Genomic DNA, 17,931 nt, shown 5'->3' with positions numbered 1-17,931 from the left:
CTAGTCCAGCAGGAGCGCGGGCTCTTCCAGGATGGCTGCGACGTCGGCCATGAAGCGTGCGGACAGGTCACCATCCACCACGCGGTGGTCGAAGGATCCTCCCAAGGTGGTGATCCAGCGGGGAATCACCTCACCGTCCAGGACCCAGGGCTTTTGCTTGATGGTTCCGAAAGCAACGATGGCCACCTCGCCCGGGTTGATGATGGGCGTGCCGGTGTCGATGCCCAGGGCACCGATGTTGGTGATGGTGAGCGTGCCGCCCTGCATCTCGGCCGGCTGGGTCTTCCCGGCCCTGGCGGTGGTGGCCAGGTTGTTCAGCGCCAGCGCCAGCTCCTTCAGGGACAGGTCCTGGGCATTCTTGATGTTCGGGACCATCAGGCCGCGCGGGGTTGCGGCGGCAATCCCCAGGTTCATGAAGTGCTTGACATGGATTTCAGCGGTGTCGGAGTCTTCGTTGTCCACCCACGACGCGTTCACGCTGGGGTTCCGGGCCGCGGCCCAGATGACGGCCTTGGCCAGGATGAGCAGCGGCGAGACCTTGATGCCCTCGAAGTCCCGGGAGGCCTTGAGCCGCTTGACGAATTCCATGGTGCGGCTGGCATCCACGTCCACGAAGATGCTGACGTGCGGCGCTGCGAAGGCGGATTCCACCATCGCCTTTGCGGTGGCCTTGCGGACGCCCTTGACCGGAATCCGCTCCACGCGCTGGTCCTGCGGCTTTCCGGCCTTGCCCCAGAAGCCGTCCGCCTTGTCCAGCTCGGCATCGCGCTGAGACTGGTAGCTGACCAGGTCCTCGCGCGTTACTTCACCCCGTGAACCGGTGGCAACAACATCTGCCAGGTCGATGCCCAGGTCACGGGCAATTTTCCGGACGGGCGGCTTGGCCAGGACCCGGTTGACCAGGCCCGTGATGGTGCCGCCAAGGGTAGGACGGTTGTCGACGGCGGCGGGTTCGGTGGCGGACACTGCAGCCGGCGTGCCCGGCTGGACAGGTTCAACCTGCGGGGCATTGACCGTCACGGCAGCGGCCGGCGCCGTTTTCCGCGGGCGCCGCTTGACCGCGTCGGCCTTGGGGCCGGACCCCACCAGCGGGCCGGCGGCCGGGGCACTTCCGCCAGCGCCGCCGTCGGCCGTTGTGTCCACTGCCGCATCCTGCGGGAGCTTGCCGTAGAGCGGCTGCACTGGTGCTTCCGGTGCACGGACGTCAGCGGGTGTGGGATCGCCGGACACGTGGTCGCTGACGCTGATGATGGCCGTGCCGACGTCCACGGTCACCCCTTCCCCCACCAGCAGTTCGGTGACCGTCCCGGCGAACGGGGACGGCAGTTCCACGATGGACTTGGCGGTTTCGATCTCGCAGAGGACGTCATTGATGGCGACGGCGTCGCCCGGCTTGACCTTCCAGGAGACGATTTCCGCTTCGGTGAGGCCCTCGCCGACATCGGGCAGGTTGAACTTGTTCAGGGTCATGGTGTCCTCAGTAGGAGAGGGCGCGGTCCAGCGCCTCCAGGATGCGGTCGATGTCCGGAAGGTAGTCTTCCTCCACCTTGGCAACGGGATAGGGCATGTGGAATCCGCCAACGCGGATCACCGGGGCCTCGAGCGAATGGAAGGCACGTTCACTGATGCGGGCGGCGATTTCGCCGCCGATTCCACCGAAGGTGGGCGCCTCGTGCGCCACGATCAGCCGTCCGGTCTTCTGGACGGAGGCGGTGACGGTGTCGAAATCGATCGGCGAGATGGACCGGAGGTCGATGACCTCAACGCTCCTGCCGTCCTCCGCCGCGGCGTTGGCGGCCGCAAGCGCCACGGGAACCAGGGGGCCGTAGGCAACAATGGTGGCATCAGTACCCTCACGCAGCACGTGGGCCTTGAAGGGGTCCTCCGAGGGGCCCGGAGCGTCAACGTCGACGTCGCCCTTGAGCCAGTAGCGCCGCTTGGGTTCGAAGATGATCACCGGGTCCTGGCATTCCACGGCCTGCTGGATCATCCAGTAGGCGTCGTGCGGGTTGGAAGGGGTGATGATGCGCAGGCCTGCCGTGTGCGCGAACAGCGCCTCGGGGGACTCGGAGTGGTGCTCCACGGAGCCGATGCCGCCGCCGTACGGGATGCGAATGACGACGGGAACCGTGAGGTTGCCGTGGCTGCGGGCGTGCATCTTGGCCAGCTGGGTGGTGATCTGGTTGAAGCCGGGGAAGACGAAGCCGTCGAACTGGATCTCGCAGACGGGGCTGTAGCCGCGCAGGGCCAGGCCGATGGCGGTGCCGATGATGCCGGATTCGGCCAGCGGGGTGTCCACCACGCGGTCCGGGCCGAACTCGCCGATCAGCCCGTCGGTCACCCGGTACACACCACCCAGGGGACCAATGTCCTCGCCCATCAGCAGCGACTTGGGGTTTGCCGCCAGGGTGGCCCGGAGGCCCTCGTTGATGGCCTTGGCAATGGTCATGGTGGTCATCAGTGGCCTGCCTTTGCTTCCTGCGCGGCGGCTTCTTCCTCGCCGGCGAATCCTGCGCTGTACTCCTCGAACCATGCCAGTTCCTCGGCCACCAGCGGATGCGCCTGGGCATAGACGTTGGCGAAGGCCTGCCGGATGTCCGGGTTTTCAAGATCATGGGCGGTGCGCCGGACATACGCGGCCAGCTCGTCGCCGTCGGCCTTGACCTTGGCGAAGAAGTCGCCGTCCGCCAGGCCTTCGGCACGCAGGTACTTCTCGAGCCGTGTCAGCGGATCCTTGGCCCGCCAGGCGTCTTCTTCCGTCGACGGGCGGTACTTCGTGGGGTCGTCGGCGGTGGTGTGCGCGCCCACCCGGTAGGTGAAGGCCTCGATCAGGACAGGTCCGTTGCCCTGGCGGGCATGCTCCAGGGCCCATTCGGTGACTGCATGCACGGCGATCACGTCGTTGCCGTCCACCCGGATCCCCGGGAAACCATAGCCCTTGGCGCGGTTGGACAGCGGAACCCGGGTCTGGACGTTGGTGGGTACGGAGATGGCCCAGTGGTTGTTCTGGCAGAAGAACACCACCGGCGCCTTGTAGGAGGAGGCGAACACCATGGACTCGTGCACGTCACCTTCCGAGCTGGCGCCGTCACCGAAGTAGGCGATGACGGCGGCGTTCGGCTGCTCGTTGGCCGCATCCGTGGCGGCGGCGAGCTTCTGGTCGCGCTGGATCCCCATCGCGTAGCCCACGGCGTGGAGGGTCTGGGCAGCCAGGACCAGGGTGTACAGGTGGAAGTTGGTGTCCTTGGGGTTCCAGCCGCCGTTGGAAACTCCGCGGAACTGGCGCAGGAGTTCGGCCAGGTCCACGTTGCGGGTCAGCGCGACGCCGTGCTCCCGGTACGTGGGGAAAATGTAGTCCTGCGGCTGGCTGGCACGGCCCGAGCCAATCTGCGCTGCCTCCTGGCCGGTCAACGGTACCCACAGTGCCAGTTGGCCCTGGCGCTGGAGGGCGGTGGCTTCAATATCGAACCGGCGGATTGCGGCCATGTCCCCATACAGCCCACGCAGGTCCTCCGGGGTCAGTTTGTCCGCGTAGCCGCTGAAGACCGGATCGCTGCCGAGCTTCCCGTCGGGGCCGAGCAGCTGCACCATCCGGGCCGCGGGCTCGCCCATGACGGCTTCAGCATCGGCTTCCCGCTGATCGTCTACCGCTGTTCCGTCGAACTCGGTGGAAGGCAGATGAGTGCCCATACCGTCTCCTTGCTTGCCGCATCCGGATGCAATGCAAATGTCGCTGGGATATATGCCTCAAAAGGAATACATTCCCTTTGCGGCATATACATTGGCTTACTGATCCTAACTTTATCTTCGGTAAGTAGCGGGAGGGCTACTTGTTAAGTGCTAGGAAGTTGCCGGTGCCTTTGTATAGTCGGCACACAACTGGAGGAACCGGGTGTTGGCCTCGGGTTCCCCGATACTGACCCGGACGCCCTCCCCGGGGAAGGCCCGCACGGAAAGGGCACGCGTCCCCGCCAGCTCCGCAAAGGCTGAACTTTCAGGACCGAGTGCCAGCCATACGAAGTTGCCCTGGGCATCCGGGACGGCCCATCCGAGCTCCTTCAGGCCGGCGGTTACCCGCGCCCGCTCGTCCACGAGCTTTTGTACCCTTTCCACAACCTGGGCGTAATTCCCAAGGGAAACAATTGCTGCGTCCTCGGCAATTTGGGACACGGCGAACGGGGTGGCGGCAACGCGGAGGTACTGCGTCAGTTCCGGTTGGGAGACGCTGTAGCCCACCCGAAGGCCGGCCAGTCCGTGGGCTTTGGAGAAGGTCCGCAAAACCGCCACGTTGGGGTATTTGCGGTAGAGGTCGATCCCCTCAACGGCGTCCTGGGCCCTGACGAACTCCTGGTAGGCCTCGTCGATGACCACCACCACGTCCGCCGGCACGGAACGGATAAAGGCTTCGGTTTCAGCAGCGCCGAGTGCCGGGCCCGTGGGATTGTTGGGCGTGCAGAGAAGGATGACTTTGGTGCGGGCCGTTACTGCAGCCGCCATCGCTTCCAGGTCATGCCGTCCGTCCGCGGTCACGGGGATGCGCACGCTTTCCGCACCTGCCAGGCCCACGCTGATGGGGTACGCCTCAAAGGAACGCCACGCATAGATGACCTCGTCCGCCTTGCCGTCCTCGTTCTGGCCCGCAAAGGCAGCCAGAATCTGGTTCAGTGCGCCCAGGCTCCCGGCGCCGGTGACGATGTCCTCGGCGGGCACGCCAAGGAATTCCGCCAGCGCCGCGCGGAGCCTGCTGCTTAGCGGATCCGGGTACCGGTTGAAGTCCCGCTGCCGGGCTATCGCCTCGAGGACGGCCGGAATCGGCGGCAGCGGGTTCTCGTTGGACGACAGCTTGTAGCTGGCCAGCCCGCTGACGGCGGCCGGTGGCTTTCCTGCAGCGTAGCGGGGCAGCCGCTCCAGCACCGGGCGGGGTGCAATGCCGCCTGCCCTGGTCTCAGATGAGGTCATGGCTTCTAGCCTACTTCCAAGCCCCCACGGGAATCGGGGGACCATGCACCGAAATTCAGGGCACGCTGCCGGCCGCACATCAGCACCTTGTGGAAGCATGGTGCCATGGGTTCATTCATCCTCCGGGTCATCGTCAATGCCGCAGCTCTTTGGGTGGCCAGCTGGATCCTGCCGGGCATGGACATCTCCAGCACGGCGGCATCGGATGCCGTGGCCCGCAGCGGTATTTCACAGGACACCGATGCCATCGGGATCGTCCTGGCCTACCTCTTCATCGGCCTCATCTTCGGGGTGGTGAACGCCTTCGTGCGGCCGCTGGTCAGACTCCTGGCGCTTCCCATCACCATCCTGACCCTGGGCCTGTTCGCGATCGTCATCAACGCCGCCATGCTGTACCTGACAGCCTGGATCAGCGGCTACACACCGGTGCACCTCACTATCGATTCCTTCTTCTGGACCGCCGTCCTGGCGGCGATCATCATCTCCCTGGTCTCACTGGTGGCAGGTTTGCTCCCGGGCGGCAGGCGCTGACCCCCGGTTTGGGATCCAGCCTCTAAGTAGGAAGGCGGGCGGAAACAGGTACCCGGCAGGTGCCGTTTCGCCACCCAGCTCCCAAAACAGCAGTACCCGCCACCCATGACCCCTGCCGGACGGGCCGCTTAGGCTGCGAACCGGGGCCTCCAGAGGCCCTGTTGCTGTCAGTTCCGGACCACGGGGGGCCCACGCATGAAGCCCATGAGATTCCTGCTTTCCGCCTGCCTGCTTTTGGCGTGGCAGGCAGGCCCTGCACACGCAGACGCAGAAACAGGGCCGGCACCGCGGAGCATGACCGCGCTTGGCAACGACATCTCCTGGCCCCAGTGCGGGGCAGACCTCCCCGCACCCCCGTCATTCGCAATCGTGGGCGTCAACGGGGGACGGCCGGACACCGTCAACCCATGCCTGGCTGCCCAACTGGCGTGGGCGGACCAGACGTCGGATGCCGCCGGGGGAACTCCGGCGGCGGTGTACGTGAACACCGCCGCAACAGGACCGGTGGAGTCGGTGTGGTGGCCTGCGAGCAACAGCTACCGTGGCATGGACGTCAGCAACCCCTACGGAGTGTGTGACGGCACGGGGGCACCTGCCTGCGCCTACGTGCACGGGTACGCCATGGCCGCCAATGACGTTGCCATCCTGAAGGATTCGGGCGCCGGGGAGCTGCGGCGCATGTGGTGGCTGGATGTTGAAACCGGAAACAGCTGGCTGTGGGACAAGACCGCCAATGCTGCGGAGCTGGAGGGCATGACCGCGTTCCTGGAGGGCACTGGCTTGGACGTGGGGATCTATTCCACCGGTTATCAATTCGGTGAAATTGTGGGGGAAGTGGGCCCCGGCAGCAACCTCTACCGGCTGAGGAACTGGCTGGCGGGTGCGGAATCCACGGAGTCTGCCCGCGAATACTGCTCGGCTTCCCCCCTGGCGCCGGGCGGGACCGTCACGCTGACCCAGTTCACCGAAGGCGACCTGGACTACAACTACCGGTGCACAGCCGCCGTGCCGGCGCCGGCCCCGAAGCCCGCCCCGCAGCCGGACCCGCAGGGAAAGACGCGCACCAAGAGGTTCGCGGAAATGCACGCCGCCCAGATCTCCTGAGGCCCTGCCCTGCTTTGGCTGGATGCAGGTTTTACCTGGCACCCGGCTGCGGCCGCCCCGAAAAGGGGTCCCTGCGTTCCCTGGGAAGAGGAGGCGGTGGCGGCTTGGACAGGGAAAACCTGGTGGCAGTGGCAGCACCGCCGGCACCCAGGACCCCGCCCAGCACCGCCGTGGACTGGGCCAGGGACGGGTCCTTGCTGGCGCCCACCAGGCGGGCTGCCTCCTCATAGCCGGTGAGGCGGTGGCCCGGCCCCAAGCCGGCGTCTTCTCCCCCGCGCACGTAGAGGTCGTTGTTCACGGTCACCGTGACCTGGTTCCTGGCATCCCGGTTGTCCAGGCCATCGCTGCCGGGCACCCAGTCCGTGCGGTGTTCCAGGTGAAGAGTGCTGACATCGGGGGGAGGCGTTATGCGCGAAATGGGCGATCCCGCAGTCAGGACGTATTTCATGTCGTACTCCTTGAGGAACTCCTTGTCCGCCGCCAGGTTCATGGCATGGATTCCGCCCTGGCTGTACCCCACCGCAACGACGTCCGCCCCCGGCTCGGCGCCGGCCTCCCGGAGTGCCTGCAGGACTGCGGCATTCACCTGCCGGGAATTGCTGCCCAGGCCGTCGACGATTCCGGCAAGATCGAACGGGTTGGTGCCTTCGTCTTCGTCATGGACCTGGGTTCCCGGAACCACCACCACGTATGCCTTTCCACCTCCGTTGTCCACCTCGATGACTTCGATATAGCCACTGCCGCGCTCCTCCACCAGCCTGACCCGTTCAAGCAGCCCGGCGGGGGTGGCGTCGAGGTCGATGGGCACGCGCTCTTCCTGCCTGGCCGTCACCGGGCCCGGACGCAGCGCGGGGTTGACGCCTTCGACCAGAGACTTGATCAAGGGAAGGGTGGTGACGGCATTGGCCACCAGCATCTCCATGGCATCCCCATTGAGGAATCCCGTCCGCCAGAAGTCCACATGCTTCCGGAGTTCAACGTCCGGATTCGACAGGCCCAGCATCCACTGCGTGTGGGCAATGGATTCGGCCATCTGGTAATCCCACCTGCAGCTCCGTACCTGGCCGCTGATCCGCTGGAGCTCCAGCCGGACCCTGAGGACCGCCTCCCTTGACTCCCCCACCGCAATAAGCGCTGCAGTCCCCGTGGTTCGCGGCTGGTTCTGGTACTCACCAAGCTCCCGCCAGACCGTGAAAAGCTCCGCCTCGATGGCGGCGAGACGGCCAGCGAGTCCATCGAGCTTCGCGGCCCCCGCATCCAGTTCCTCCAGCTGGACGGTGATTCCACCCACGCCACCGGAAATGGTCAGGATGCCGTCCGGGGGCGGTGGTGAAACGTGGATGGGACCTCCTGAACCGGAGGGCGTCACATCGGCCATCAGAACCGGCTGCCCGGCGAGCACTCGGCCGTCAATGCTGCGCTGGCGTGCGCGGCCACCGCGGCAGACGCCTCCCGCACCCGGTCAAGCGCCCTGCGGACCGCCACCGCCTGCAGGCTGACCGAATCGCGGTATGCCTGCCCGGCAGGTGATTCCCAGTTCGCCAACTGGATCTCGTGGAATCCTGCGAGCACCTCTTCCGCCGTGTGACAGCACTGCGCCACCCTTCGCCCCAGTTCCTGGACTTCAAGGCTGACGCCCAGCCCGTTGCCCCATATCCCGTCCGTCAGATCGTTCCCCATGCCAGCTCCCCGTCACGGCCTTCCCGGCCAGATGTTTCGCCATCTCCCTGCTGTGTCCAACGCTAGGCAGGCAGCCCCCGCGGGGTAAGCACCGCCGTCGGCTATGTGGACAAGTAACGTGGCCGCCCGGCTTAAGGCGGTGCCGGACTTCATGAAAGAATCAGCACATGCCTGAAACTGCCGCCACAGCTGATACCCGTACGCCCTCAGGACGCCTGGCCCTCGCCGCGTCATCGGAAAAAATCGCGCTCGGACCCCTGGACGGCCGTTACCAGTCCGCCGTCGCCCCCCTCGTGGACTACCTGTCCGAGGCCGCCCTGAACCGCGACCGGGTGGCTGTGGAAGTTGAATGGCTCATCCACCTGACCAGCAACAACGTCCTGCCGGGAGCCGGTCCCCTCAGCAAGGAGCAGCAGGACCAGCTCCGCGCCATCGTCACCGAATTCGACGCCGCCTCGGTAGCCGAACTCGCAGAGATCGAGGCCGTCACCGTCCATGACGTGAAGGCCGTGGAGTACTACATCGGCCGCCGGCTGCCCGCTGTCGGCATCGAAAACCTGACCGCCATGGTCCACTTTGGCTGCACTTCCGAGGACATCAACAACCTTTCCTACGCGCTGGGCATCAAGGGCGCCGTGGAGGATGTGTGGCTGCCCGCCGCCCGCGCCCTGGTGGAACAGCTCAGCAGGATGGCGGAAGACAACCGCGCCGTCCCCATGCTGTCCCGGACCCACGGCCAGCCGGCCACGCCCACCACCCTGGGCAAGGAGCTGGCTGTCATCGCGCACCGCCTGACCCGCCAGCTGGACCGGATCGAAAAGACGCAGTACCTGGGCAAGATCAACGGTGCCACGGGCACCTACGCCGCGCACGTGGCCTCCGTCCCGGGCGCTGACTGGCAGCAGGTGTCCCAGACCTTCGTGGAGGGGCTGGGCCTGACCTGGAACCCGCTGACCACGCAGATCGAGAGCCACGACTGGCAGGCAGAGCTCTACGCCGACGTGGCACGCTTCAACCGCATCCTGCACAACGTCTGCACGGATATCTGGAGCTACATCTCCATCGGCTACTTCGCCCAGATTCCGGTGGCCGGCGCGACGGGTTCGTCCACCATGCCGCACAAGGTGAACCCCATCCGCTTCGAGAACGCCGAGGCCAACCTGGAGATCTCCAACGGCCTGCTGGACACCCTGGGCGCGACGCTGGTCACCTCCCGCTGGCAGCGCGACCTGACCGACTCCTCCAGCCAGCGCAACATCGGCGTGGCATTCGGCCATTCCCTTCTCGCCATCTCCAACGTGGCCAAGGGCCTGGAGCGCCTGGACGTTGCCGGGGACGTGCTGGCGGCGGACCTGGACACCAACTGGGAAGTGCTGGGTGAAGCCATCCAGATGGTCATGCGCGCGGAGGCGATTGCCGGCGTCGAAGGCATGGAGAACCCGTACGAGCGCCTCAAGGACCTCACCCGCGGCCAGCGCGTCGACGCAGCGCGCATGCGCGAGTTCGTTCAGGGACTGGGCCTTTCCCCAGATGCCGAGGCACGCCTCCTTGCCCTTACCCCGGGCAAGTACACGGGCATCGCTGACCAGCTGGTGGACCACCTGAAGTAGGCTCCGCACCAACGCAGAAGATTACGACGGCGGCGCCGGGCTCCCCAGGGCCCGGCGCCTTTCTGCGACCCCGGCGATGTGACGCCCGTTCCGGCCGTACGCCGGCAGCATTCCGGAGTGCGAAACTGGGATCATGAAGTTGCTCCTGATCCGCCACGGCGAAACCCCCGGCAACGTGCTGGGCCAGCTTGATACCGACCATCCCGGCCCTGGGCTGACCGAACTGGGCGAGCGCCAGGCGGAGGCCATGGCGCGGGCCCTGGCCAACGAACGCATCGGGGCCCTCTACGCCTCAACGCTGATCAGGACCCAGATCACCGCCGCCCCGCTGGCGCGGCTGCAGACCCTCGATGTCGAAGTGCTGGAAGGGCTGCACGAAATCGAGGCCGGATCGCTGGAGAAGCTCACCGACCACGAATCCCACAAGCGCTACATGGGGACGGTCATCTCCTGGGCCGCCGGGGACCTGGATCTCCGCATGCCGGCGGGTCCGGACGGCCACGCCTTCTTCGAACGGTTTGACGGTGCCATCGCCCGGGTGGTGGAGCGGGCCGAACATCACCAGCACGGCACCGTTGCGGTCGTCAGCCATGGTGCAGCCATCCGCACGTGGGCCGGGTTGCGGGCCGACGGCGTTGACCACGAGTTCGCCGCCCGCCATGTCCTTGCCAATACCGGGATCGTGGCGTTGGAGGGCGACCTGCGTGCCGGCTGGAACCTGATCCATTGGGACGGCAGCCCGGTGGGCGGCCTCGCCCTGGCGGACCCGACCGCCGAGGACCCGACAGGGCGGGACGCGGGCGCCCCCTAGACCTGCTGCCGGTGGCGCCGGGGAGAGAAGATGCGCATTGCCTTGCACGGGACGGCACCCGGCTCCACGCGCTGACTTACACGGCTGCGCTGGTCGTCCCCGCCGGGCCGGCTGTCTTGGGCCTGCACCGGGGCCGCGGGGATCAGCCGTGCTGCCATCGCCGCGGCGCTTGCCGCCGTCGGCCGTTCGACGGGATCCATGGCTGTCAGGGACCGCAGCAGGATGGCCCATTCACCGAGGTGGTCCGGAACATCCGGTGACCGCAGGGTCCTGGCCACAAGGGATTCGATGGCGGTGCCCGGAAACGCCTTGGAGCCGGTGAGAAGCTCCAGCAGGACCAGGCCCATGGCGTACACATCCCAGGAGGGGTCAGCCGTGCCGCCGGAGGCCTGCTCGGGGCTCATGTAATGCACGGTGCCGGAGGAAATTCCGGGCTCGGGAGCCGACCCCGCCGCGGCGGCGATTCCAAAATCGATGATCCGGACCGGACTCCTGCGCAGCCCGCTCAGCATCAGGTTGGCAGGCTTGATGTCCCGGTGCACAAGCCCGCTGGAGTGAAGGTGCGCCAGTGCACGGAAGAAACCCTGTGCCCAGAGTGCAACATCCCCGGGCCCCGGATTCTGCAGCCGGATGGTTTCGGCCAGGCTCGCGCCCAACGCAAGTTCCTCCACCAGGAAGGGGCGCCCGGAATGGCGCCCGCCGTCGGGCATGACGCCCTGGGCCAGCAGCCGCACGATGGACGGGTGGTTGAGCCCCGCCAGCACGCTTGCTTCATTGCGGATGCGCTGGTGCTGCTTCCGGCCGTTGACTGCCGCGATCTTGACTGCGGCATCAGGACCGCCCTCCAGGTCAACCGCACGGAAGACTTCGGCAGCGGACCCGCGGCCCAGGCGTTCCCTGAGCTGGTAGCGCCCGGCAATGAGACCGTCCGGGCCAGGTTTCTGCGGGCTGAGCGGCAGTACAGGCGCTGCCGTCCCGGCGATGCTCATGCTGAAAAGGCAGCGGAGGTGTGCGTGGCGCGGACATCGGCCGGCTGCCAGGCATCCAGCTGGAATCCGCAGGCGCAGCGCCACACGGGCGGAAGCTCCGTACCCCCTGCGTCGGCCGGCGTGAAGGTGTAGCTGGCGCGGTGCCATCCCACAGCCGGCGTCACGAGCTGCATGGCGGCACCACAGTGGACTGCCGGATCTCCCTGCGGCGCAGTGGTGCCGTCCAAGGTGGATTCCAGCAGGTGGCTTGTCAGGACCGCCCCGGCCAAGCGGGGTTCAGGCGGTGAAACTTCGGTGAAAGTAACCAACACACTCACGACTCCGTTGGGAAGCAACTTTGGGAACAATCGTAAGCTTACATATAACTAGTTGATCTAGCTAGTCCACCTAGTGAATTTTCTGGTCCTTGCCTTCGGGCGCCTGGAGCGCGTCCGTCATCCGCTGGAGGAAATCGACCACGACCCGGGCCTCCTCCGCGGTCAGGCCTTCCGCCACCTGCATCATGCGCCGGTGCATGGCGCCGAGCGTCTCGCGGACCTCCTTGTCCGATTCAACGGTGGGGATGACCACCACGGACCGGCGGTCCGAGGGATGCGCCTCGCGGCGAACGTGGCCGCTGGCCACCAGCCGGTCGATCAGCGAGGTTGTGGAAGCGCTAGTAATATTGAGGAACTGGCTCAGGTCCTTGGGGACAACCTGCTTGCCTGAGGCCTGCACACGCAGCAGATACCGCAGCGCGAGAATGTCGGTTTCCCCCATGCCCATGGAGTCCCTGGTGGTGCGGCGGATTTCGGTTTCGGCCGCGCGGTAGTCGCGGAGCGACTTCAGCACCGCAGCACTGTAGTCCAGCTGCCCGTCGGGCCCGTACCAGTAGCCGGATCCCTCGTTGCCCATAGAAGCCATGGATTTATTTTAGACCAGCTGGTAACTAGGCTGCCAAGTAACCTGCCCAGCCGCGTCAACATCCGCGTTATCCAGGTGCTTACCGCCAGGAAACACCTGTGTAACTCCCCGCGCCTAGCCTTATCAGGCATACCCCTCCGGCGAATCGAGGCAGATATGCAGACCAACCCCAGGCTGAACATCCGGCAGGTCCCCTGGTCCAACCCCGTGGGCGCCGACCTCCGCCGCGCCCAGCAGGCCGAACTTGACGCCCGCTTTGGCCGGCCTGACCACGAACCCGGCCCGCCGCCGTCGGGCGCCGACTGTGCGGTGTTCCTGGTGGCGTACGACAAGGGTTCGGGGCAGCCTGTGGGCTGCGGGGGGCTGCGGCTCCTGGACGGATCGACGGCGGAAATCAAGCGCCTCTACGTACTGCCGTACACGCGGGGATCCGGGGTGGCCAGCTCCATCCTGGCGGCCCTGGAAGCGGAGGCCTTCAGGCAGGGCATTACCCGCATCAAGGCAGAGGCGGGGTCCGCGCAGCCGGACGGCCGGAACTTCTACGAGAATTCGGGATTCGAGGCCATCCCGAACTTCGGGCCCTACGTCGGGGTGGAACACTCGTACTGCTACGCCAAGAGCATCAATGCCCGCAGCGCGGCGCAAACCGCCATGGCCTAGCTGTAGAGCCTATGGCGCCGGTGCCGGCGCGCCGTCACACTGTAAGGGCGCACCGCCCCGTCGGCTAATCTCAGCCTATGGAAACAGCGGACATCACCTTCCGGACCCGCAAGTGGGTGCGGCCCGAGGACCTCAACGCCAACGGGACGCTCTTCGGCGGCAGCCTGCTGAAATGGATTGACGAAGAGGCCGCCATCTATGCCATCCTCCAGCTGGGAAACGGCCGCGCCGTCACCAAGTACATTTCGGAGATCAACTTCGTCAGCTCGGCCGTCCAGGGCGACCTCATCGAGATGGGCCTCACGGCCACCCGGTTTGGCCGGACCTCCCTCACCATGCGCGCCGAGGTCCGCAACATGATCACGCGGCAAAGCATCCTCACCATCGAGGAGATCGTGTTCGTGAACCTGAACCAGGACGGCAAGCCCGAGCCGCACGGCTACACGGAGATCACCTACGACCGGGACCGGATTCCCACGCACCACCTCAGCGGTACCACGGTCAAGGACTAACGTTCGCCCCCGGTTCACGCCGCGGGCCCCCAGAGTTTCCCCATCTGGTCCAAAGTGGACAGCCGGGCTGTTTATCGAATCGATAGGTATAACAGCCCGGTTTTTGTCATGCGCGGCTATAGGCTGTGCGGACATGCTCCGATTCCAGTCCAGAAATGAGTCCTGATCGTGCGTAAATTGCAGACTTTGGTTGCCGCCGCCGTCGCCGTCACCCTCCTCGCCGGATGCGGTGGTGGATCGAACCCACCAACTTCAACGGGGGAAGCTTCCAAAGCTCCGCAAGGTGAGTCCGGGGACACCCTGGTTGTCTACACCAACTCCAACGGTGAAGGCCGGGGTGACTGGCTGGCCGCCAAGGCGGCCGAGGCCGGATTCAAGATTGAGATCGTGGGGGCCGGCGGCGCTGATGCCACCAATAAACTCATTGCCGAGAAGAACAACCCGATCGCGGACGTCGCATTCGGCTTGAACAACATGTACTTCTCGCAGATCAAGAACGAGGGCGCATTGGAGGCCTATCAGCCGGCGTGGGCAGGTGACGTGGACAAGGGACTCGGTGACGGCGAGACGTACTGGCCCCTCGTGAAGCAGGCGATCCTCCTTGGCTACAACTCTGACAAGTTCGCCAAGGATGCAGCACCGAAGGACTGGACTGACCTGTGGGCCAAGGATGAGTTCAAGAGCCGCTATGAAAGGGTCACCGGCCTGGGCACCGCCACAGCCCAGCTGGTCTTTGCCGGCATCCTCTCGCGCTACCGGGACGACTCAGGGGATTTGGGAATCTCCGATGACGGTTGGAAGCAGGTTGAGCAGTACTTCAAGAACGGAAGTCCCGCCGTGGCGAAAACCGACCTGTTCGCCCGCATCGCATCCGGTGAAGTGGACATGGGGCAGATGCCGTCCTCGATCATTGCCGATCGCGAAAAGTCCTTCAAGGTGAACGTCGACACGGTGATCCCTGCGGTTGGCGTCCCGCTGGCGGTAGAGCAGATCGCGCTGGTGAAGGGGACCAAGAAAAAGGACCAGGCGCAGAAGTTCATCGACTGGTTTGGCAGCGCCGAGGTCCAAGGCGAGTTCGCCCAGAAGTTCAACTCCATGCCGGTCAACAAGGGCGCCCAGGCAAAGGCCAATCCCGAGGTGGTGGGCTTCTTCGCGGATCTTAAGCAGCAGGACATCGACTGGGACTTCGTCCAGAAGAACATGGGTGCCTGGGTGGAGAAGATCGAGCTCGAGTACATGACGTAACCGTCCTGCCAGTCACCGTTCCGCTTTCCATCAGACAGGTATGCCATGATCCGCTTGGAAAACATCGAAGTTACCTTTGGCGATTTCACCGCCATTCCGCAGCTGGACCTGCATGTGCGCCCCGGCGAGTTCTTCACCCTCCTGGGGCCCTCGGGCTGTGGAAAGACGACGGCGCTGCGCACCTTGGCCGGCTTCATCCAACCGGCCAAGGGTACGGTCCGGGTGGATGGAAAGGACGTGACCCGGCTTCCCAGCGACAAGCGGCAGGTGGGCATGGTGTTCCAGAATTACGCCCTGTTCCCCAGCATGAGCGTGTGGGAAAACATCGCCTTCGGGCTCCGTGTCCGGAAAGAAAAACCTGCCGAGAGCGACCGACTTGTGCGGGATATCGCGCGGCGCGTTGAGCTCAGCGATGAGCAGCTGGCGAAGAATGTGGCGGAGCTCTCCGGTGGCCAGCAGCAGCGGGTGGCCGTTGCACGGGCCCTGGTGCTGCGGCCCAAGATCCTGCTGCTGGACGAGCCCCTGTCAAACCTGGACGCCAAGCTGCGCCACCAGCTGCGCCAGCAGCTCAAGGACCTGCAGAGTGAATTTGGTATCACCACCGTCTATGTCACTCACGACCAGGATGAGGCACTCGCCATGAGTGACCGCGTCGCGGTGTTCAACAAGGGCGTCATCGAGCAAGTGGGGACACCCCAGGACATCTATGACCATGCCGCCACGGAGTTCGTCTGTAACTTCATCGGCGACAGCTCAACCCTGACTCCGGACTTTGTCTCCGAGGTGAACCAACTTTCGGGGGCCGGCCTCAGCACCGACGCCAGATCCTACCTCCGCGTGGAAAAGGCTTCACTGGACCGGCCCTCCGGCGGAGGCACCGCCGTCGGGCTTCCGGCCACTGTGGTCTCCCGCACCTATCATGGCCTCCACAGCCGCTACGTTGTGCGCAGCCACGGCGCGGACATCCGCCTCCTTGTCAGGGAGAACGGAGGCACGCACCCGGAGGCCGGCACGAACACCACCGTCTATGTACAGCCTGAACACATCCTCCAGTACCATCCGGAAACCGGTGTGTCGCTGCGCCGGGACCGGGCAGTTGCCCTGCCATGAGCGCCAACGCCACTGTGCGCAGCATGGGCCGTTCACCCTTCGTCCTGGTGGTGGGCGTCGTCCTCACCTGGTTCATCACCGCGTTTTTGGTCTGGCCCAACGTCAATATCCTGATTGCCACCTTCTTTCCTGACGGCAGCTTCTCGGGGCGCGCCGCGGAGAAGCTGTTTTCGTCGCAGCGGGCCATGAAGGCACTCGGCAACAGCTTCCTCCTGGCCGTGGCCCTTTCCGTCACCGTCAACCTGGTGGGGGTCTTCATCGTCCTGGTGACGCACTATTTCCGGATCCGCGGCTCGCGCATCCTCTTCCTTGGCTACGCCTCCACCTTCATCTATGGCGGCATCGTGCTGGCTGCGGGATACAAATTCATTTATGGGGACAAGGGCATCGTCACCTCGCTGCTGGTCAAGGTGATCCCCGGAATGGACCCGGGATGGTTCTCCGGGTTTTTCGCCGTACTGGTGGTCATGACCTTTGCCACCACCACCAACCACATGCTCTTCGTGGCCAACGCACTCAAGGGGATCGACTACCAAACCATCGAGGCCGCCCGGAACCTTGGCGCATCCCCCTGGACGATTCTTCGGCGCATCGTCCTGCCAATGCTCAAGCCCACGCTGTTCGCCGTCACCATCCTGTCGTTCCTGACCGGGCTGGGGGCTTTGAGCGCACCGCAGGTGCTGGGCGGCCGCGAATTCCAGACCATTACCCCGATGATCCTGACCTTCACCAACAGCCCCACGTCCAGGGACCTGGCAGCGCTGCTGGCAGTGATCCTGGGCCTGGCCACCATGCTGATGCTCGCCGTCATGTCCCGGCTTGAGAAGGGCGGCACCTACTTCTCGGTGTCCAAGGTGTCCTCCGAGCTGCAGAAGCAGGACATCACCAACCCCGCAGCCAACATGGCCGTCCACGCCGTGGCATATCTCCTCTTTGCCATCTACACGCTCCCGGTGGCCCTGATCGTGCTCTACTCGTTTGCCGACGGCGTGGCCATCCAGACGGGGCAGCTGTCGCCGGCCAACCTCACGCTGGACAACTACGTGCGCGTCCTCACCCAGCAGTCCGGGCTCCGTCCATTTGTCGTCAGTGTTGTGTACAGCGCCTCGGCGGCCGTTATTGCCGTCGGCGGACTGCTCTTCGTGGCCCGGCTGCTGCAGAAATACAAAAACTGGGTGGCCTCGGCCTTCGAGTACCTGCTGCACATTCCCTGGATCCTGCCGTCTGCGCTGCTGGCTTTGGGCCTGATCGTCAGCTACGACCACCCCAGCCCGCTGGTGGGCGGTGCCGTGCTCACCGGAACAACGGTGATCCTGCTCATCGCATTCGTCACGGTGAAGATTCCGTTCACCCTCCGGATGCTCAAAGCATCCTTTGCCTCCGTGAATTCATCGCTGGAGGAGGCTGCATCCATCATGGGCGCCAAGACGCTGTACGTCTTTCGGCGCATCCTCCTGCCGTTGGTACTCCCGGCGGCAGCAGCCATAACCGCCCTGAACTTCAACAGCCTGTTGGACGACTATGACACAGCCATCTTCCTGGCCCACCCGCTGGTACAGCCGCTGGGCCTGGTGATCAAGGCCAACACCGATGGCGCAGAAGGCACCGAGGGTATTGCCAACACGTTCGTCTACACGGTGCTCCTCATGATCATCACCGGCGTGACGATGTACCTGGTCTACGGCAGGTCGGGGCGCAGGCGGACCAGGAAACGACTGCCCGCGGTACCGCCCGTCCAGCAGGCTCCTGGAGGACTCCCCGGCGCCCAGGCCCCGGGCGGGGACGACGCAACACGGCCTGCCGCGGCCGTGCGCTGA

The 17,931-nt window shown here is 65.3% G+C and carries 18 protein-coding genes; 9 read left to right on the top strand and 9 right to left on the bottom strand.

Features of this window, described 5'->3' with window-relative positions; genetic code table 11:
• From ACV095_RS00520 to ACV095_RS00505, 4 genes are all read right to left on the bottom strand, one after another.
• On the bottom strand, positions 1-1,470 hold the full coding sequence (locus ACV095_RS00520) for a dihydrolipoamide acetyltransferase family protein (RefSeq protein ID WP_056392469.1): 1,470 nt from the start codon (positions 1,468-1,470) through the stop codon (positions 1-3).
• A gap of 7 nt (positions 1,471-1,477) precedes the next feature.
• Complete coding sequence (locus ACV095_RS00515) at positions 1,478-2,458, bottom strand: alpha-ketoacid dehydrogenase subunit beta (RefSeq protein ID WP_018769758.1); 981 nt, start codon at positions 2,456-2,458, stop codon at positions 1,478-1,480.
• Entirely contained in the window at positions 2,458-3,690 is a 1,233-nt protein-coding gene (gene pdhA, locus ACV095_RS00510) for a pyruvate dehydrogenase (acetyl-transferring) E1 component subunit alpha (protein ID WP_478222674.1), read from the bottom strand. The genes ACV095_RS00515 and pdhA overlap by 1 nt, the downstream gene beginning before the upstream one ends.
• Positions 3,691-3,840: 150 nt before the next feature.
• Positions 3,841-4,959, bottom strand: a complete 1,119-nt coding sequence (locus ACV095_RS00505) for a histidinol-phosphate transaminase (protein WP_478222673.1) — start codon at positions 4,957-4,959, stop codon at positions 3,841-3,843.
• A gap of 105 nt (positions 4,960-5,064) precedes the next feature.
• On the opposite strand from ACV095_RS00505, the gene ACV095_RS00500 reads away from it, so the two are divergent.
• Both ACV095_RS00500 and ACV095_RS00495 read left to right on the top strand, forming a co-directional pair.
• Positions 5,065-5,490, top strand: a complete 426-nt coding sequence (locus tag ACV095_RS00500) for a phage holin family protein (RefSeq protein ID WP_018769761.1) — start codon at positions 5,065-5,067, stop codon at positions 5,488-5,490.
• A 294-nt stretch (positions 5,491-5,784) separates the two neighbouring features.
• The gene (locus ACV095_RS00495; protein WP_478222672.1) at positions 5,785-6,594 is read left to right on the top strand and encodes a hypothetical protein; all 810 of its coding nucleotides are present in this window, start codon (positions 5,785-5,787) and stop codon (positions 6,592-6,594) included.
• A 31-nt stretch (positions 6,595-6,625) separates the two neighbouring features.
• Here ACV095_RS00495 and ACV095_RS00490 read toward each other — a convergent pair whose 3' ends face one another.
• Both ACV095_RS00490 and ACV095_RS00485 read right to left on the bottom strand, forming a co-directional pair.
• The gene (locus ACV095_RS00490; RefSeq protein WP_223993108.1) at positions 6,626-7,972 is read right to left on the bottom strand and encodes an alpha/beta hydrolase; all 1,347 of its coding nucleotides are present in this window, start codon (positions 7,970-7,972) and stop codon (positions 6,626-6,628) included.
• Positions 7,972-8,274, bottom strand: coding sequence for a hypothetical protein (locus ACV095_RS00485; RefSeq protein ID WP_018769764.1), 303 nt, complete (start codon positions 8,272-8,274; stop codon positions 7,972-7,974). Before ACV095_RS00485 ends, ACV095_RS00490 begins: the two co-directional genes overlap by 1 nt.
• A 167-nt stretch (positions 8,275-8,441) precedes the next feature.
• On the opposite strand from ACV095_RS00485, the gene purB reads away from it, so the two are divergent.
• Positions 8,442-9,884, top strand: coding sequence for an adenylosuccinate lyase (purB, locus tag ACV095_RS00480; RefSeq protein ID WP_223993110.1), 1,443 nt, complete (start codon positions 8,442-8,444; stop codon positions 9,882-9,884).
• A gap of 133 nt (positions 9,885-10,017) precedes the next feature.
• Entirely contained in the window at positions 10,018-10,695 is a 678-nt protein-coding gene (locus tag ACV095_RS00475; protein ID WP_018769766.1) for a histidine phosphatase family protein, read from the top strand.
• On the opposite strand, the gene ACV095_RS00470 is transcribed toward ACV095_RS00475, so the two are convergent.
• The 3 genes from ACV095_RS00470 to ACV095_RS00460 form a co-directional block, all read right to left on the bottom strand.
• The gene (locus ACV095_RS00470; protein WP_478222671.1) at positions 10,692-11,684 is read right to left on the bottom strand and encodes a serine/threonine-protein kinase; all 993 of its coding nucleotides are present in this window, start codon (positions 11,682-11,684) and stop codon (positions 10,692-10,694) included. The two genes, ACV095_RS00475 and ACV095_RS00470, sit on opposite strands and share 4 nt — an antisense overlap.
• Positions 11,681-11,995 carry a hypothetical protein gene (locus tag ACV095_RS00465; RefSeq protein WP_223993112.1) on the bottom strand — a complete coding sequence of 105 codons (315 nt, stop codon included), beginning with the start codon at positions 11,993-11,995 and terminating at the stop codon, positions 11,681-11,683. The genes ACV095_RS00470 and ACV095_RS00465 overlap by 4 nt, the downstream gene beginning before the upstream one ends.
• Before the next feature lie 76 nt (positions 11,996-12,071).
• Positions 12,072-12,587, bottom strand: coding sequence for a MarR family winged helix-turn-helix transcriptional regulator (locus ACV095_RS00460; protein WP_043425008.1), 516 nt, complete (start codon positions 12,585-12,587; stop codon positions 12,072-12,074).
• Between the two features lie 156 nt (positions 12,588-12,743).
• On the opposite strand from ACV095_RS00460, the gene ACV095_RS00455 reads away from it, so the two are divergent.
• The 5 genes from ACV095_RS00455 to ACV095_RS00435 all read left to right on the top strand — a co-directional run bounded on the left by ACV095_RS00455 (position 12,744) and on the right by ACV095_RS00435 (position 17,931).
• Positions 12,744-13,247 carry a GNAT family N-acetyltransferase gene (locus ACV095_RS00455; protein WP_018769769.1) on the top strand — a complete coding sequence of 168 codons (504 nt, stop codon included), beginning with the start codon at positions 12,744-12,746 and terminating at the stop codon, positions 13,245-13,247.
• Between the two features lie 77 nt (positions 13,248-13,324).
• Positions 13,325-13,759 carry an acyl-CoA thioesterase gene (locus tag ACV095_RS00450; RefSeq protein ID WP_018769770.1) on the top strand — a complete coding sequence of 145 codons (435 nt, stop codon included), beginning with the start codon at positions 13,325-13,327 and terminating at the stop codon, positions 13,757-13,759.
• Between the two features lie 168 nt (positions 13,760-13,927).
• A complete protein-coding gene (locus ACV095_RS00445) occupies positions 13,928-15,004 on the top strand; it encodes an extracellular solute-binding protein (RefSeq protein ID WP_478222670.1) in 1,077 nt (358 codons plus the stop codon).
• Positions 15,005-15,049: 45 nt separating this feature from the next.
• Positions 15,050-16,114, top strand: coding sequence for an ABC transporter ATP-binding protein (locus ACV095_RS00440; RefSeq protein WP_144601156.1), 1,065 nt, complete (start codon positions 15,050-15,052; stop codon positions 16,112-16,114).
• On the top strand, positions 16,111-17,931 hold the full coding sequence (locus ACV095_RS00435; protein ID WP_478222669.1) for an ABC transporter permease: 1,821 nt from the start codon (positions 16,111-16,113) through the stop codon (positions 17,929-17,931). The genes ACV095_RS00440 and ACV095_RS00435 overlap by 4 nt, the downstream gene beginning before the upstream one ends.

It is taken from the genome of Arthrobacter sp. JDC6 (assembly GCF_056484025.1).
Note: the sequence above shows the minus strand (reverse complement) of the source record. Positions and strands in the feature narration are given on the sequence as shown.

Excerpts from the sequence above, each read along its gene's own strand:
- ACV095_RS00520 (WP_056392469.1), bottom strand. The coding sequence starts at position 1,470 with ATGACCCTGAACAAGTTCAACCTGCCCGATGTCGGCGAGGGCCTCACC.
- ACV095_RS00515 (WP_018769758.1), bottom strand. The coding sequence starts at position 2,458 with ATGACCACCATGACCATTGCCAAGGCCATCAACGAGGGCCTCCGGGCC.
- pdhA (WP_478222674.1), bottom strand. The coding sequence starts at position 3,690 with ATGGGCACTCATCTGCCTTCCACCGAGTTCGACGGAACAGCGGTAGAC.
- ACV095_RS00505 (WP_478222673.1), bottom strand. The coding sequence starts at position 4,959 with ATGACCTCATCTGAGACCAGGGCAGGCGGCATTGCACCCCGCCCGGTG.
- ACV095_RS00500 (WP_018769761.1), top strand. The coding sequence starts at position 5,065 with ATGGGTTCATTCATCCTCCGGGTCATCGTCAATGCCGCAGCTCTTTGG.
- ACV095_RS00495 (WP_478222672.1), top strand. The coding sequence starts at position 5,785 with ATGACCGCGCTTGGCAACGACATCTCCTGGCCCCAGTGCGGGGCAGAC.
- ACV095_RS00490 (WP_223993108.1), bottom strand. The coding sequence starts at position 7,972 with ATGGCCGATGTGACGCCCTCCGGTTCAGGAGGTCCCATCCACGTTTCA.
- ACV095_RS00485 (WP_018769764.1), bottom strand. The coding sequence starts at position 8,274 with ATGGGGAACGATCTGACGGACGGGATATGGGGCAACGGGCTGGGCGTC.
- purB (WP_223993110.1), top strand. The coding sequence starts at position 8,442 with ATGCCTGAAACTGCCGCCACAGCTGATACCCGTACGCCCTCAGGACGC.
- ACV095_RS00475 (WP_018769766.1), top strand. The coding sequence starts at position 10,018 with ATGAAGTTGCTCCTGATCCGCCACGGCGAAACCCCCGGCAACGTGCTG.
- ACV095_RS00470 (WP_478222671.1), bottom strand. The coding sequence starts at position 11,684 with ATGAGCATCGCCGGGACGGCAGCGCCTGTACTGCCGCTCAGCCCGCAG.
- ACV095_RS00460 (WP_043425008.1), bottom strand. The coding sequence starts at position 12,587 with ATGGCTTCTATGGGCAACGAGGGATCCGGCTACTGGTACGGGCCCGAC.
- ACV095_RS00455 (WP_018769769.1), top strand. The coding sequence starts at position 12,744 with ATGCAGACCAACCCCAGGCTGAACATCCGGCAGGTCCCCTGGTCCAAC.
- ACV095_RS00450 (WP_018769770.1), top strand. The coding sequence starts at position 13,325 with ATGGAAACAGCGGACATCACCTTCCGGACCCGCAAGTGGGTGCGGCCC.
- ACV095_RS00440 (WP_144601156.1), top strand. The coding sequence starts at position 15,050 with ATGATCCGCTTGGAAAACATCGAAGTTACCTTTGGCGATTTCACCGCC.
- ACV095_RS00435 (WP_478222669.1), top strand. The coding sequence starts at position 16,111 with ATGAGCGCCAACGCCACTGTGCGCAGCATGGGCCGTTCACCCTTCGTC.